The organism is Luteibacter yeojuensis (genome assembly GCF_011742875.1).
GTDB classification, from domain to species: Bacteria; Pseudomonadota; Gammaproteobacteria; order Xanthomonadales; family Rhodanobacteraceae; genus Luteibacter; species Luteibacter yeojuensis.
The window spans coordinates 299,316-313,092 of the sequence record NZ_JAAQTL010000002.1 but is presented as its reverse complement, the minus strand read 5'-3'; the positions used below and the strand labels follow the sequence as shown (position 1 = coordinate 313,092).

Sequence of the window (13,777 nt, the reverse complement as noted above, 5' to 3'; positions counted from 1 at the left end):
CCGTAACGAATTCACAGCGGATCGACGAGGACAGCATGGCATCCCGGATCGAGGACTACGCGATGCTCGGCAACTGCCGAAGCGCGGCGCTGGTGGCCAAGGACGGCTCCATCGACTGGTTGTGCCTTCCCCGGTTCGATTCCGCCTCGTGCTTCGCGGCCCTGGTCGGTTCCGAGGACAACGGCCGCTGGCGCATCGCACCCGCCGATCCCGATGCGGTCAGCCGCCGCGCCTACATCGACGGCAGCCTCGTCCTCGAAACCGAATGGCGAACGGCCACCGGCCGGGCGCGGGTGATCGATTTCATGCCGTTCGCCGATGAGCAGGTCGGCGTCACGCGCATCGTCGAGGGATTGGAAGGGCGCGTCGACTTCGAAGCCGTGCTCACCATCCGTTTCGACTACGGCAACGCGGTTCCCTGGGTGACGCGCGTCGACGAGACGACGATGACCGCGGTGGCCGGTCCGGACCTGCTGGTCGTGCGCAGTCCCGTCGCCGTGGAAGGCGAAGGCCTGCACAGCATCGCGCGTTTCAAGGTAGGCAAGGGCGATTCCGTTCCCTTCGTCATGACCTGGGGACCTTCGCACCTCCCGCCGCCCGACGTCCTCGACCCATACGACGCGCTGGCCGCTTCGCTCGCTTTCTGGGAAGGCTGGTCGAACCGCTGCAACGGTGCGGGGGAGTGGTCCGACATCGTCCGCCGTTCGCTGGTCGTGCTGAAGGGGCTCAGCTACCTTCCCACCGGCGGCATCGTCGCCGCGCCGACCACGTCCCTGCCCGAGCAGTTCGGTGGCGAGCGCAACTGGGATTACCGCTTCTGCTGGGCGCGCGATGCCACCTTCGTGCTGTCCGCCCTCGTCAACGCCGGGTACCACGACGAAGCCAGTGCATGGCGCGACTGGGTGCGCCGCGCCGTGGCCGGATCGCCGGAACAGTTGCAGGTGCTCTATGGCCTGGCGGGCGAGCGCCGGCTGGAGGAGTTCGAGGTGCCCTGGCTGCGGGGCTATGAAGGGGCGCAGCCCGTGCGTATCGGCAATGCGGCCTCCACGCAGTTCCAACTGGACATCTACGGCGAACTCGTCGGCGCATTCGCGCACGCCATCCGGCACGGCGTGGTCTGGCAACCCACCGCGGACAGCGTACAGACGGTGTTCCTGGAACACCTCGCCAGTATCTGGCGCAAGCCCGACAACGGGATCTGGGAAATCCGCGGCGAGCCGCGTCATTTCGTCCATTCGAAGGTGATGGCCTGGCTGGCCTTCCAGCGCGCCTCCGAGCAACAGCGCGAAGGGCACGATGCCGAGCTCAACCAGCGGTGGCGCACCGTCGCCGAGGAGATCAAGGCGGACATCCTCGCCAAGGGCGTGGATCCCGAGCGCGGCTGCTTCACCCAGTCCTACGGTTCCAAGGAACTGGACGCAAGCCTGCTGCTGATCACGCTCACCGACTTCCTGCCGCCGGACGACCCGCGCGTGACGGCGACGGTGAGGGCGATCGAGGAGGACCTGCTGGTCGAAGGCTTCGTGCTGCGCTATCACACGAGCACCGGCGTCGACGGCCTGCCGCCGGGCGAGGGCCAGTTCCTGCCGTGCAGCTTCTGGCTGGTGGAAAACTACGTGCTGCTGGGCCGTCTCGACGATGCGCGGGAGCTGTTCGTCAGCCTGATCGGCCTCACGAACGACCTCGGACTGCTCTCGGAGGAGTACGATCCACGGTCGAAGCGACTGCTGGGCAATTTCCCCCAGGCCTTTTCGCACGTCGCCTTGATCAATGCCGCCTTCAGCCTCGCGAAAGGTTACAGCGCGACGGCCGACGTCCATGCCACACCCGACGAAGCACTCGATACCCAAGGAGCCCGTGCATGAGTCCAGCCCAACCGAAGCGCGCCACCTCGCGTGCTCATCCGGCCGATCCCTGTACCGTCGTGATCTTCGGCGCCGCCGGCGATCTCACCAGCCGGCTCGTCGTGCCCTCGCTGTACAACATGCGTCGTACGGGCCTGCTGTCCGATAACTTCTCCGTCATCGGCTTCAACCACGGCAAGATGACCGACAACGCGTGGAAGAAGAACCTGCGGATGGCGCTGGAGCGCTTCGTCGGCAATTCCGGCGGCAAGCTCGACGAGGATGCGTGGGGCTGGCTGAGCGGGCAGATGAGCTATCACGCCGGCGATTTCGACGATCTCTCCGCGTTCCACAGCCTCGCCGTCCGTCTGCGCGAAGTGGAGAAGAAGCGCGGCACGAAGGGCAACGTGTTGTTCTACCTCGCCACGCCGGAGCGCTTCTTCGGCGACGTGATCGAGAAGCTCCGCGATGCCGGGCTCGTCGACGACGGCGGTTCGAACGGCGACTTCTGGCGCCGCGTGATCATCGAGAAGCCGTTCGGCCACGACCTCGCCTCGGCTCGCGCGCTCAACGAGCGCATCCTAAAGGTCCTCCGCGAAGACCAGATCTACCGCATCGACCACTTCCTCGGGAAAGAGACGGTGCAGAACATCATGGCGTTCCGCTTCGCCAACGGTCTGTTCGAGCCGATCTGGAACCGCGACCGCATCGACCACGTGCAGATCACCGTGGCGGAAACCGTCGGCGTCGAACGCCGCGGGTCGTTCTACGAGCAGACCGGCGCACTGCGCGACATGGTGCCCAACCACCTGTTCCAGCTGCTGGCCATGGTGGCGATGGAGCCGCCGAGTTCCTTCGACGCCGAGGCGGTGCGTACGCGCAAGGCCGAAACCATCGACGCGATCCGGCCGGTACAGCCCGAAGACGCCGTGCGCGGCCAGTACGGCCCCGGTGCGGTGAATGGCCAGCTGGCCAATTCCTATCGCGACGAACCCGACGTGGCGGCGGACTCGGTGACGGAGACCTTCGTCGCCATGAAGCTCTCGATCGACACCTGGCGCTGGTCGGGCGTGCCGTTCTACCTGCGCACCGGCAAGCATATGGGGCGCCGCACGACCGAGATCGCCATCCGCTTCAAGTCCGCGCCGTTCGCTCCATTCCGCGGCACGGGCATGGACGCGTTCGGCCCCGATTGGCTGGTGTTGCAGATCCAGCCGGACGAGGGCATCTCGTTGCAGTTCGACGTGAAGCGTCCGGGCCCCCGCGTGGAACTCGCGCCGGTGCGCATGGACTTCAAGTACGCCGACTGGTTCCGCGCCGAGCCGAACGTCGGCTACGAAACGCTGCTCTACGATTGCATGACCGGCGACGCCACGCTGTTCCAGCGCGCCGATATGGTGGAAGCCTGCTGGCGCGCGGTGCAGCCGATCCTGGACGACTGGTCGCAGCGCACGCCAGCCGACTTCCCGAACTACGCCTCGGGTAGCGCGGGACCGGCCTCGGCCGATACCCTGCTGGCGCTGGGCGGCCGTTCCTGGCGCCCGCTTAATACCGCGGCGGAACTCAATACGCGTCGCACGGCGAAGTCCGCCAAGGTGGACGCGTCGCCGTCGGAAAAGTCACCCGAGCGCCGCGCCGCGAAAAAGCGCGCGGCGGCGAAGAAGGCGATGCGCGGCACGTCGGTCAAGAAAGCGGCATCGGCCAGAAAAGCGGCCCCCGCCAGCAAGGCCGCCCCCGCAAAACGCCCCGCGAACACGAGCAAGCGTCCCCGCAAGAAATAACCGGCGCCGCTGACGTATCGCCCGTCGTCCCTATCTGCGCAGGGACGACGGGCGAGGGCTCGAGGTCAGTGGCAGCCGTCTTGTCTTGCCACGACTTCCGCCAGGCGCTCTTCGACTTCGTCACGCGTATGTGCGCGGAACAGTCGTGGCGCCGCGCGGCGAAGCGCGCCGCAGTCCAGTGAGGTCAGGCGGTCGCGGACCTGCAGCAACTGGCCCGGATGCATGCTGAATTCCTCCAGGCCCATCGCCAGGAGCAGGGCGGTGAACTGCGTGTCGCCGGCGATTTCGCCGCACAGGCTCACCGGCTTCTTCGCCCGACGCGCGCTTGCGATCACATGTGCGATCAGGCGCAGGAATGGTGGTTGCAGCGGATCGTAGATGCCTTCCAGCGCGTCGTTGTTGCGATCCGCCGCGAGCACGTATTGGGCGAGGTCGTTGGTGCCGATGGCGAGGAAGTCCGCCTTCGCCAGGATCGAGCCGACGCCGATCGCCGCCGCGGGCACTTCGATCATCGCACCGATATCCAGTCGCTCCGGAAGCTCCTGCCCCTGCCGCGAAAGGTCTTCGCGTGCCTTCTTGATCAGCGTGCGCACGGCCGCGAGTTCGCCGATGTGGGTGACCATCGGGACGAGGATGCGCACCGGGCCGTAGCAGGCCGCGCGCAGGATCGCGCGCAACTGCACGCTGAAGATGTCGGGGTAGCGCAGCGACAGGCGGATGCCGCGTACGCCGAGCGCCGGGTTGTCCTCGCCGCGGATCGCCAGCCCCGCCGCATCGGCCTTGTCGGCGCCCAGGTCGAGCGTGCGGATGGTGACGGGCAGGCCGCCCATGCCGAGCACGACATCGCGGTACGCCGCGAACTGCTCGTCTTCGGAGGGCAGGCCGCGCTGGCGCAGGAAGAGGAATTCCGACCGGTAGAGGCCGATGCCGTCGGCGCCGCGTGCGCGGGCGAGGGTCACGTCGCCCGCCAGCTCGGCGTTCGCGAAAAGCCGGACGTGCGCGCCGTCGCGCGTGAGCGTCGGTGCCGTGGCGAGGGCGGCGAGGCGGCGGCCTTCCGCCGCGGCCTGGCGCTGCCACTGGCGGTAGCGCGCGAGGTCCTGAGCCGTCGGATGGACGATGACCTCGCCGTGTTCCGCGTCGATCAGCACAAGGTCGTCGTCGTTGACGGTGGCGAGCGCGTCGCGCGTGCCCACCAGCATCGGGATGTTGAAGCTGCGCGCGAGGATCGCGCTATGCGAGTAGACGCTGCCCGCGCTCGCGATCACACCGAGCATGCCCTGGCCGGCCATGCCCGCCATGTCGGCCGGGGCGATCGTGTCGCTCACGACGATCTCGCCCACGCGCGACGCGAGCTTGCGTTCCTCGCGGCTGGACTGCTGGTTCAGCGCCGACATGACCCGGCCGATGACCTGGTCGATGTCTTCGCCGCGGCTCTTCAGGTACGGATCGTTCATCGCGTCGAACACGGCGGCGAGGCGGTCGCGCTGCATTTTCAGCGCGGCGCTTGCCGTGTAATGGCCGACGGCGACGAGGTCGTCGAGGCCGCGCAGCAGTTCCTCGTCGTCGAGGAGGAGGCTGTGTGCGTCGATGAAGTCGCCTACTTCGCGGGCGAGCGCGCCGTGCAGCTTGCCGCGGAGTTCGTGCAGTTCGGTGCGGGCGGTGTCGATGGCCTTGTGCAGGCGTTCGATCTCGGCGCCGATCTCGGTGTCCTCGAGCATCCGCATGTCCACGGCGAGGATGCTCGGCTGGATCAGGCGCGCCCGACCGAGGGCCATGCCCCGGGCGGCGGGTGTACCTGTCAGCACGACTCTCATGGTCAGGCGCCTTCGTCGAACTTGCGGTCGAAGAGGTCCACGACCGCGGAGATGGCCTGGGCCTCGTCCTCGCCGTCCGCGCGAACGGTGAGGGAGGTACCCATGCCGGCGGCCAGCATCATCACGCCCATGATGCTCTGCGCATTCACTTCGCGTCCCTTGTTGACGAGCCAGACCGTCGATTTGAACCCTGCGACCAGCTGGACAAGCTTGGCCGATGCGCGTGCGTGCAGGCCGAGCCGGTTCGATACCACGATGTCACGTTCAAGCATGGTCGATGAAGATCCCTCCGCGACCGCCGCTGGCCGCGATCTCGGCCAATTCGGGTAGCGATTTTTCGGAATAGTTGAGGACGCGCAGCAGCATGGGCAGGTTGAGGCCCGAGACGCAGCGAAGGTGCACGCCGAGCTCGCCCAGCGAGAGGCCGATGTTGCAGGGCGTGGCGCCGTAGAGGTCGGCCAGCACCAGCACACCGTCGCCATGGTCGAGTTCGCGGGCGTGCCGGGCCGTGAGCGTGCGCATGACGTCGGGATCGGCGCTGGGCGGCACCTCGACGGCGTCGACCTCCAGCGGAAGCTTCGGCATCACGTGGCGCGCGGCGGAAATGAGCGCCTTGCCGACGGCCTCGTGGGTCATGAGGAGGACGCCGACGGTCATCGCCCGAACTCTCGCGGTAGCTGTGTCATGGTCACTCGAGTTCGCGATGGAAGGTCAGTACGTTGCCGCGTTCCGAGCGGAAATGCTGGGCCAGCTTCTCGACGAGGTACACCGAGCGGTGACGTCCGCCCGTGCAGCCGATCGAGACCGTGACGTAGCTGCGGTCCTCGCCGTCGAAGCGCGGCAGCCAGGTGTCCAGCCAGCGGGCCACATCGGCATAGTACTCGCCCACGAGCGGGTTCGCGTCGAGGAACTCGCGGACGGGCAGGTCCTTGCCGGAGAACGGCCGCAGGCGCGGGTCCCAATGCGGATTGGGCAGGCAGCGTGCGTCGAAGACGAAATCGGCGTCGGACGGCAGCCCGCGGCGATAGGCGAAGGATTCGAACAGCAGGGTGGTGCCGTCCGAGGCCGCGGCGTAACCGGTGGCGAACAGGCGGCGTAGCTGGTGCACATTGAGGTCGCTGGTGTCGATCACCTTCTCGGCGATCGACACCAGGGGACGCAGCAGTCGCCGCTCCTCGGCGATGGAATCCGCCAGGGACCGCCTTTCCGCCGCGAGCGGATGGCGCCGGCGGGTTTCCGAATAGCGCTTGATGAGGACGTCGTCCCGGCTGTCCAGGAAGATCAGGTGGACGTGCACGCCCGCCGTGGACAGCTCGGAGAGCACATGCGGCATGCGCGAGAGGTCGATGCGCCGGTTGCGTACGTCCACGCCCACGGCGATGCGCCGGCGCGGCCCATGCTCGCCCTGGCTGACGGCGGCGACCAGCTGCGGGATCAGCTCCGCCGGCATGTTGTCCACGCAGTAGAACTCGAGGTCTTCCAGCGCGCGCAGGGCGACGGTCTTGCCGCCGCCGGACATGCCGGTGAGCACCACGAGGTGGATCGCGTCGGGCTCGACGATGGGGCTGGCGACTTCGTCGATCACGGGCTCACCATGGAGAGAAACGGCGCATCTGATGCGCCTGGCGGTCGATGAAGGTCTGCGCGGGATCGATGCCCTTGCTCTTCAGCACGTGGTTGCGCACGGCGGCCTCGACCAGCACGGCGAGGTTGCGGCCGGGCGCGACGGGGATCGTGATCTTGGGCACGTCCACGTCGAGCACGTTGCGCCGGCTGACATCGCCGGTGAGGCGGGTCATGGCGTCGGGCTCCTCGCCGGCCTGGAGCGGTTTCAGGTGCACCACGAGGCGCAGGTACTTCGAAGGCTTCACCGCGGTATGGCCGAACATCTCGCGGATGTTGAGCACGCCCAGGCCGCGCACCTCGAGGAGGTCCTGCAGCAGTTCGGGGCAGGCGCCGTCGATGACGTCGGGTGCGATGAGGGTGAATTCGGTGGCGTCGTCGGCGACGAGGCGATGGCCGCGGCTGATCAGTTCCAGGGCCAGCTCGCTCTTGCCCGAGCCGGGTTCGCCGGTGATCAGCACGCCGATGGAGAACACCTCGAGGAACACGCCGTGCAACGTGACCCGCGGCGCGAGCGTGCGCGCCAGGTGGTATTGCAGGTAGGTGAGGAGTTCGTGGCCGCGCTTGGTGCTCTGCCACAGCGGCGTGTCGGTTTCCTCGGCCACTTCGCGCAGGTCGGACGGGATCGACTGGTCTTTCGTGACGATCAGCGCGGCCGGCTGGTACGCGGCGATCTTGTGGATGGCCTCCCAGCGCTGGCGCGAATCCAGGCCGTCGAGGTAGTTCAGCTCCTCCGTGCCGATGATCTGCACCTTGTTGGGGTAGATCACGTTGAGGTAGCCGACCAGCGACGGGCGCCGGCTCTGCTTGGCGTTGGGTTCGAGCACGCGGGCTTCGCCACGCATGCCCGCGGCCCAGCGCAGCGCCATGCGCTCGTGTACCCCGTCGAAGAGTTGTCTGGCGGTCAGCCGTTCCACAGGCTCTCGGTCCCTTGGGAAGGAAAGGCCGGCGCGCGGGGCGCGCCGGCCTGGAGCCTATTGTGCCATCAAGGGCGGGCGGGCTGCCCGGGTCAGCTGGCGGCGCGCGCTTCCCGGACCTCGCTGTTGTGGTGGTCCTTGAGCTTTTCCTTGTGCTTTCTGAGCTGGTCGGCCAGTTTGGCGATCATGGCGTCGATCGCCGTGTAAAGGGTGTCGTTCTTGTTGTCGTCGTCCAGCCGGGCGACTCCCTCCGCGTGGAGACGGGTGCCCGAGCAGTGCAGGGTGCCTCCCGCCTTGTGCTCGTTCTTGTCGACGGAGAGGACGACGTCGAGGGCCGTGATGTTGTCGAAAAGGCGTTCGAAGCGACCGATCTGTTGTTCCACGCGCTCGCGCAGGGCGGGGGTGATCTGGATGTGCTGGCCGCTGATCTGGATTTGCATTGACGCCTCCTTCTTGCTGAGGGTGCCGCCTCGCGGCGGCGAGACCGGAGCGACGGAAGGTCGCTCCTCTAGCTCTAATCGCTTGGACCGTGGACCTTCGATGGGGTTCCTCTGCGTCGTCAGTTGGCGCGCACGCGCTCGCTGGAGCTGGGGATGCGCATCGCCTCCCGGTACTTTGCAACGGTACGTCGGGCGACCTGAATTCCGCGTCGATGCAGCTCCTCGGCCAGGGCCTGGTCGGAGAGCGGCCGCCGGGCGTCCTCGGCCGTGATGAGCTTGCGAAGCATGGCCTGGATGGCGGTCGCCGAGGCGCTGCCCCCGTCTTCCGTGGCCACGCCGCTGGAAAAGAAATGCTTGAGCTCGAAGGTGCCGCGCGGCGTATGCATGTACTTGCGCGTGGTCACGCGCGAAATGGTCGATTCATGCATGCCCACCTCCTCGGCCACTTCACGCAAAACCAACGGATGCATGGCCTCGGGGCCGTAATCGAGGAAGGCGCTCTGCCGGCGGACGATGACGTCGGCGACCTTCTGCAGCGTTTCCGCGCGCGACTGCAGGCTCTTCAGCAGCCAACGGGCCTCCTGCAACTGGCCCTTCATCCAGGTGGCGTCGTCGCCGCGCGCACGGGCTATTAAATTGCAGTAATGCTGGTTGAGACCCAGCCGCGGCTGGGCGTCCGGATTCAGACTGACCTGCCAGCGTCCGTTCTCGCGCCGGGCGTAGACGTCGGGTGCCACGTATTCGACCGGGGTGGCGTCGAGCGCCGCGCCGGGGCGCGGGTCGAGGCTGCGGATAAGCGCCGCCGCCGTGGCCACCTGCTCCTCGGGGGCCTTCAGCCGGCGGGCGATCTTGGCGATGTCGTTGCGCGCGAGCAATTCCAGGTCCTCGTTCACGATGCGGATCGCGAGTTCGCGATGCGGCGTGTCGATCGAGAACTGGGAAAGCTGGCAGAAGAGGCAGTCGCGCAGGTCCAGACTGGCGATGCCGGTGGGATCGAAGCGCTGCACGCGCTTGCGCACGCCTTCGACCTCCTCCGCGTTCGCCTGCAGTTCGGCGGGCAGGGCGGCGAGCACCGCCTCCACGCCGTCGCGCAGGTAACCGTCCTCGTCCAGCGCGTGGATGATCGCCGTGGCGATCGCATGCTCGCGTGGCGAGAACTGGGAAAGGTTGAGTTGCCATTCCAGGTGCTGCTGGAGATTTTCCGGCGCCGCGTTCTGCGGCTCGAAACCGTCCTCGTCCACGCCGTTGGCGCGCGACGACGTGCCGGTGTATTCGCTGGGGTCGCCCTGGAAGCGATCGTCCTCCCATTCCGGGGTGAGTTCCTCGGACGGGGCGGCGGTGGACTCCTCGTCCTCCCTCGATGCCTTGGCGGGCGGCTCGTCGCGCGAAGGGAACTCGGCGGCTTCGTAGCCGTTTTCCTCCGTTACGTCGTTTTCGGCCTCGGATTCGGCATCTTCGGCGAACTCGAGCAGCGGATTGCTTTCCGCGATCTGGCGGAGTTCGGCCTCGAGCTCCAGCTGCGACAACTGCAGCAGGCGGATGGCCTGCTGCAGCTGTGGCGTCAGCGTGAGCTGCTGGTGGAGGCGAAACTGGAGTCCGGGTTTCATGCCTTCGACGCTTGGGGTTCCCGAGCCATCCTAACCCCTACGAGTGGCCCAAACCAGCGGCCGGGCAGGCTAGGCCTGCCCGGCCGTCTGTCATATTCTGAATTCGCGACCCAGGTACACCTCGCGCACCTTTTCGTCCGCGAGGATGTGCTGGGGCGTGCCTCGCGCGAGCACCTCGCCGTCGTTCAGGATGTACGCGCGGTCGCAGATGCCGAGCGTCTCGCGAACGTTGTGGTCGGTGATCAGCACGCCGATGCCGCGTTCCTTGAGATGGCGGACGATGCGCTGGATCTCGCCCACGGAAATCGGGTCGACGCCGGCGAACGGCTCGTCGAGCAGCATGTACCGCGGACGCGCGGCGAGCGCGCGGGCGATTTCCACGCGGCGACGCTCGCCGCCGGAAAGACTGATGCCCTTCTGTTCGGCGATGTGCGCGATCTTGAGTTCGTCCAGCAGGCTTTCCAGTTCGTCCTCGCGCTGCTTCTGGCTCATGCCTTCGCGCAGTTCGAGCACGGCCAGGATGTTGTCGGCCACGCTGAGCCGGCGGAATACGGACGCTTCCTGCGGAAGGTAGCCGATGCCGAGCTTCGCGCGGGCGTGCATCGGCAGGCCGGTGATGTCCTGCTGATCGAGCTTGATCGCGCCGGCGTCGGCCTGGATCAGGCCCACCACCATGTAGAAGCAGGTGGTCTTGCCGGCACCGTTGGGGCCGAGCAGGCCGACCACCTCGCCTTCGCGGATGGAGAAGCCGAAATCGCGGACCACCTGGCGCGCGCGGAAGCGCTTCTGCAGGCCTTGGGCTGAAAGCATCGTGTCAGGGCTTCTTCGTGTCGTCGGATGCCGGCTTCGCGGGAGCGTTGGCGGCAGGCGCCTTGTTCTTCGGCTGGAAGGTCATGTGCACGGGGGCGCTGCCGGAACTCTCGCCCGTCATCGTGCTGTCCTTGGTGTTGTAGGTGAGCTTGTCGCCCTCGGCGCTGCCCTTTGCCGGCTGGTTGACCTTGGCGTCGCCGGTGAGCACCGCGTAATCCTGGTCGATCTTGTAATCGATATTGCGGGCGCGGCCGTCCATCGGCTGGTCCTGGTCGTCCAGCTGGTGGATGGTGGCGGGGTTGCCGTCCACAACGACCCGGGTGAGGGTGTTGTCCGCGTCGAGGTAACCGGTGGCCTTGCTGCCCGTGATCTTCAGCGTGCCCTGGGTGAGCACGACATTGGTGGTCCAGATCACCTTGCCGGGCTGGCCGTTCTGGGGGGCTTGCGTGCCGTCGAACGATTTCGACGTGACGTCCGCCGGTTGGTTGCGATCGGCCTTCTTGGCCGACACGGACGCGCTCGCCAGGAGCGTCGCGCAGAGCACCGCGATGACGGCCTTAGCGCTTGCGCGGCTGGTAGACGGTGTGGACTGCATCGAGGAGCTCCAGGTGCTTGGTGTCGAGATTGGCGCGCATGCCAACGCCCTGCATTGTAGAGGTTCCCTGCACGATCCGCGCCGCCTCTGCGGTTTCCAGGCGGTTTTCCTTGGGCCAGGCGGTGACTTCCGAGGTATCGATGCTGGCGGGCGGATTGGCCTGGAAGGCGATCCGGTCCATGTGGACCTTCCCTTGCAGCTTGAGCATGCTGCCGTCCTTGTTCACCCAGCCGTACTGGGAATGTCCCGTCCACGGCGGCACGTTCGTCTCCTTGGTGGAGGGCAGCACGAAATCCGGCGCGTTGATGTACAGCGACTCGTCGCCCTCGCGGCGCTCGAGGTGCGGGGCGACCAGCTTGAAGGCGGGCTTGCCTTCCTCGTTGTAGGAGTCGAGGTCGAAGTTGGTCAGCACGTAACCGGAGCGCGGCGGACCGACGAAGTCCTGCACCTTCTTCTCGGGAGCCGTCCAGTAGTACAGCAGCACGCTGGCGCCGAGCACGGCGGCGAGGATGCCGGCGACGCTGGCCGCGCTGCGGTCCTTGAAGAGGTTGAACACGCTCACAGCCAGCGGTCCCTCTCGGCTTCGGCCTTGCCCTGCGCGGCGAGGATCAAGTCCGCCACTTCCCGCGCGGCGCCGTAACCGCCGATGAGGCGGGTGCGCCAGTGCGCGCGCTCGGCCACCCAGGGATGGGCGTTGGCCGTCGCCACGGCCAGCCCGCAGATGCCCATGGCGGGCAGGTCGGGCAGGTCGTCGCCGACGAAAGCCGCCTGTTCCGGCGCGAGGCCGAGGGCCTCGAGCAGGCCCGTGAGGCAGGCGCGCTTGTCTTTCTGGCCCTGGTAGACGTTGGCGATGCCGAGTTCCTCGGCGCGCAATGCCACGGGGTGGCTGATCCGGGCGGTGATGATCCCGACCGTCACGCCGTTCCGCTGCAATGCCTTGAGGCCGAGCCCGTCGTGCACGTGGAAGACCTTGGTCTCGCGGCCGTCCTCGCCGTACCAGAGGCGGCCATCGGTCAGCGTGCCGTCCACGTCGAAGACGACCAGGCGTACGCGGGCCGCGCGCTCGGCGACGTCGGCGGGAATCTCGGAGTAGTGGGTGTAGGCCATGGTTCGCACTATGGGGACGGAAGCGGCGCGGGGGAACGCGGTGGGGTGCGGCCGTTCAGACGACGCGGGCCCTGAGCAGGTCGTGGATGTTCAGCGCGCCGACCACGCAGCCGTCCGCATCCACCACGAGGAGGGCGTTGATCTGGTGCTTCTCCATCAGCTGGGCGGCTTCCACCGCGAGCTTGTCCGAGCCGATGGTCTTCGGGCCGCGGGTCATGAGCTGCGCCACCGAGGCGCTGCGCAGGTCCACGCCGTCGTCGTCCAGCGCGCGGCGCAGGTCGCCGTCGGTGAACACGCCCAGCAGGTGGTTCTCGCCGTCGACCACGGCGGTCATGCCCAGGCGCTTGCGCGACATTTCCACCAGGGCCTCGCTAAGCGTGGCTTCCAGGCGTACGCGCGGCACGTCGTCGCCCGCATGCATCACGTCGGAGATGTGCAGGAGCAGGCGGCGTCCGAGGCTGCCGGCCGGGTGCGAACGGGCGAAATCGTCGGAGGTGAAGCCACGGGCCTCCAGCAGCGCCACCGCGAGGGCGTCGCCCATCACCAGGGCCGCCGTGGTGCTGGCGGTGGGGGCCAGGCCGTGCGGGCAGGCTTCCGAGGCGACGTTGGCGTCCAGGTTGAGGTCGGCCTGGGTGGCCAGCGAGGAATTCGGGTTGCCGGTGATCGAGATGAGGCCGATGCCCTGGCGCTTGATCGCCGGGAGGATGTAGAGCAGTTCGTCGGTCTCTCCGGAGTACGAGATGCCCAGCACGAGGTCGTCGGGCTGGATCATGCCCAGGTCGCCGTGGCTGGCCTCGCCAGGATGCACGAAGAACGAGGGCGTGCCGGTGGACGCCAGCGTGGCGGCGATCTTGCGCCCGATGTGGCCGGATTTGCCCATGCCCGAGACCACGACCCGGCCCTTGCAGGCCAGGATCATCTGGCAGGCCTGGACGAAGGCCGCGTCGATCTTCGCCTCGAGGGCCCGGATGCCGGCGGCCTCGGTCTTGATGACGTTCCGCGCGCTGCGGATGACGGCGTCGGCGTTGACGAGGCGGCTATGGGCGGGCGGTGCGGTGCGGGCGTTCATGCGACCTCTGGTCCGGGTGGGGCAGTCCCTGGTTACCCGGGATGTCCATTTCTGCGACACCGGATTTCCATTACCATTACATATTCTCATTTTATGGTTGCTGCCATCGACGGGTGGTTCAGGGTCCGTTTCGGAACCCTGCCCTGCGCGGCGACCCCCTCTACCGGAGA

At 67.4% G+C, this 13,777-nt stretch carries 14 protein-coding genes; 2 read left to right on the top strand and 12 right to left on the bottom strand.

The features are described from left to right. Window positions 1-35: 35 nt before the first annotated feature. Window positions 36-1,865, top strand: a complete 1,830-nt coding sequence (locus HBF32_RS16335) for a glycoside hydrolase family 15 protein (protein ID WP_166700845.1) — start codon at window positions 36-38, stop codon at window positions 1,863-1,865. Continuing rightward, window positions 1,862-3,625 carry a glucose-6-phosphate dehydrogenase gene (gene zwf, locus HBF32_RS16330; RefSeq protein WP_166700844.1) on the top strand — a complete coding sequence of 588 codons (1,764 nt, stop codon included), beginning with the start codon at window positions 1,862-1,864 and terminating at the stop codon, window positions 3,623-3,625. Before HBF32_RS16335 ends, zwf begins: the two co-directional genes overlap by 4 nt. Before the next feature lie 65 nt (window positions 3,626-3,690). Here the strand turns inward: zwf and ptsP are convergent, their stop codons facing one another. The 12 genes from ptsP to HBF32_RS16270 all read right to left on the bottom strand — a co-directional run bounded on the left by ptsP (window position 3,691) and on the right by HBF32_RS16270 (window position 13,607). Further along, window positions 3,691-5,439, bottom strand: a complete 1,749-nt coding sequence (gene ptsP, locus HBF32_RS16325) for a phosphoenolpyruvate--protein phosphotransferase (protein ID WP_166700843.1) — start codon at window positions 5,437-5,439, stop codon at window positions 3,691-3,693. A 2-nt stretch (window positions 5,440-5,441) separates the two neighbouring features. Then, complete coding sequence (locus HBF32_RS16320) at window positions 5,442-5,711, bottom strand: HPr family phosphocarrier protein (RefSeq protein ID WP_166700842.1); 270 nt, start codon at window positions 5,709-5,711, stop codon at window positions 5,442-5,444. Further along, window positions 5,704-6,096: a PTS sugar transporter subunit IIA gene (locus HBF32_RS16315; protein WP_166700841.1), complete on the bottom strand. Its 393-nt coding sequence runs from the start codon at window positions 6,094-6,096 to the stop codon at window positions 5,704-5,706. The genes HBF32_RS16320 and HBF32_RS16315 overlap by 8 nt, the downstream gene beginning before the upstream one ends. 31 nt (window positions 6,097-6,127) lie before the next feature. After that, window positions 6,128-7,024 (bottom strand): RNase adapter RapZ, encoded by an 897-nt coding sequence (rapZ, locus tag HBF32_RS16310; protein WP_166700840.1) that lies wholly within the window; start codon window positions 7,022-7,024, stop codon window positions 6,128-6,130. A gap of 4 nt (window positions 7,025-7,028) precedes the next feature. Continuing rightward, window positions 7,029-7,979, bottom strand: a complete 951-nt coding sequence (hprK, locus tag HBF32_RS16305; RefSeq protein ID WP_166700839.1) for an HPr(Ser) kinase/phosphatase — start codon at window positions 7,977-7,979, stop codon at window positions 7,029-7,031. A 92-nt stretch (window positions 7,980-8,071) separates the two neighbouring features. Continuing rightward, complete coding sequence (gene hpf / locus HBF32_RS16300; protein ID WP_166700838.1) at window positions 8,072-8,419, bottom strand: ribosome hibernation-promoting factor, HPF/YfiA family; 348 nt, start codon at window positions 8,417-8,419, stop codon at window positions 8,072-8,074. A 119-nt stretch (window positions 8,420-8,538) separates the two neighbouring features. Further along, entirely contained in the window at window positions 8,539-10,026 is a 1,488-nt protein-coding gene (locus HBF32_RS16295; protein ID WP_166700837.1) for an RNA polymerase factor sigma-54, read from the bottom strand. A gap of 90 nt (window positions 10,027-10,116) precedes the next feature. After that, window positions 10,117-10,836 carry an LPS export ABC transporter ATP-binding protein gene (lptB, locus tag HBF32_RS16290; RefSeq protein WP_166700836.1) on the bottom strand — a complete coding sequence of 240 codons (720 nt, stop codon included), beginning with the start codon at window positions 10,834-10,836 and terminating at the stop codon, window positions 10,117-10,119. Between the two features lie 4 nt (window positions 10,837-10,840). Beyond that, window positions 10,841-11,431, bottom strand: a complete 591-nt coding sequence (gene lptA / locus HBF32_RS16285; protein WP_166700835.1) for a lipopolysaccharide transport periplasmic protein LptA — start codon at window positions 11,429-11,431, stop codon at window positions 10,841-10,843. Next, on the bottom strand, window positions 11,394-11,993 hold the full coding sequence (gene lptC / locus HBF32_RS16280; RefSeq protein ID WP_166700834.1) for an LPS export ABC transporter periplasmic protein LptC: 600 nt from the start codon (window positions 11,991-11,993) through the stop codon (window positions 11,394-11,396). The genes lptA and lptC overlap by 38 nt, the downstream gene beginning before the upstream one ends. Beyond that, the gene (locus tag HBF32_RS16275) at window positions 11,990-12,538 is read right to left on the bottom strand and encodes a KdsC family phosphatase (RefSeq protein ID WP_166700833.1); all 549 of its coding nucleotides are present in this window, start codon (window positions 12,536-12,538) and stop codon (window positions 11,990-11,992) included. Before HBF32_RS16275 ends, lptC begins: the two co-directional genes overlap by 4 nt. Window positions 12,539-12,593: 55 nt before the next feature. Further along, window positions 12,594-13,607 carry a KpsF/GutQ family sugar-phosphate isomerase gene (locus tag HBF32_RS16270; protein WP_166700832.1) on the bottom strand — a complete coding sequence of 338 codons (1,014 nt, stop codon included), beginning with the start codon at window positions 13,605-13,607 and terminating at the stop codon, window positions 12,594-12,596. Window positions 13,608-13,777: the final 170 nt, after the last annotated feature.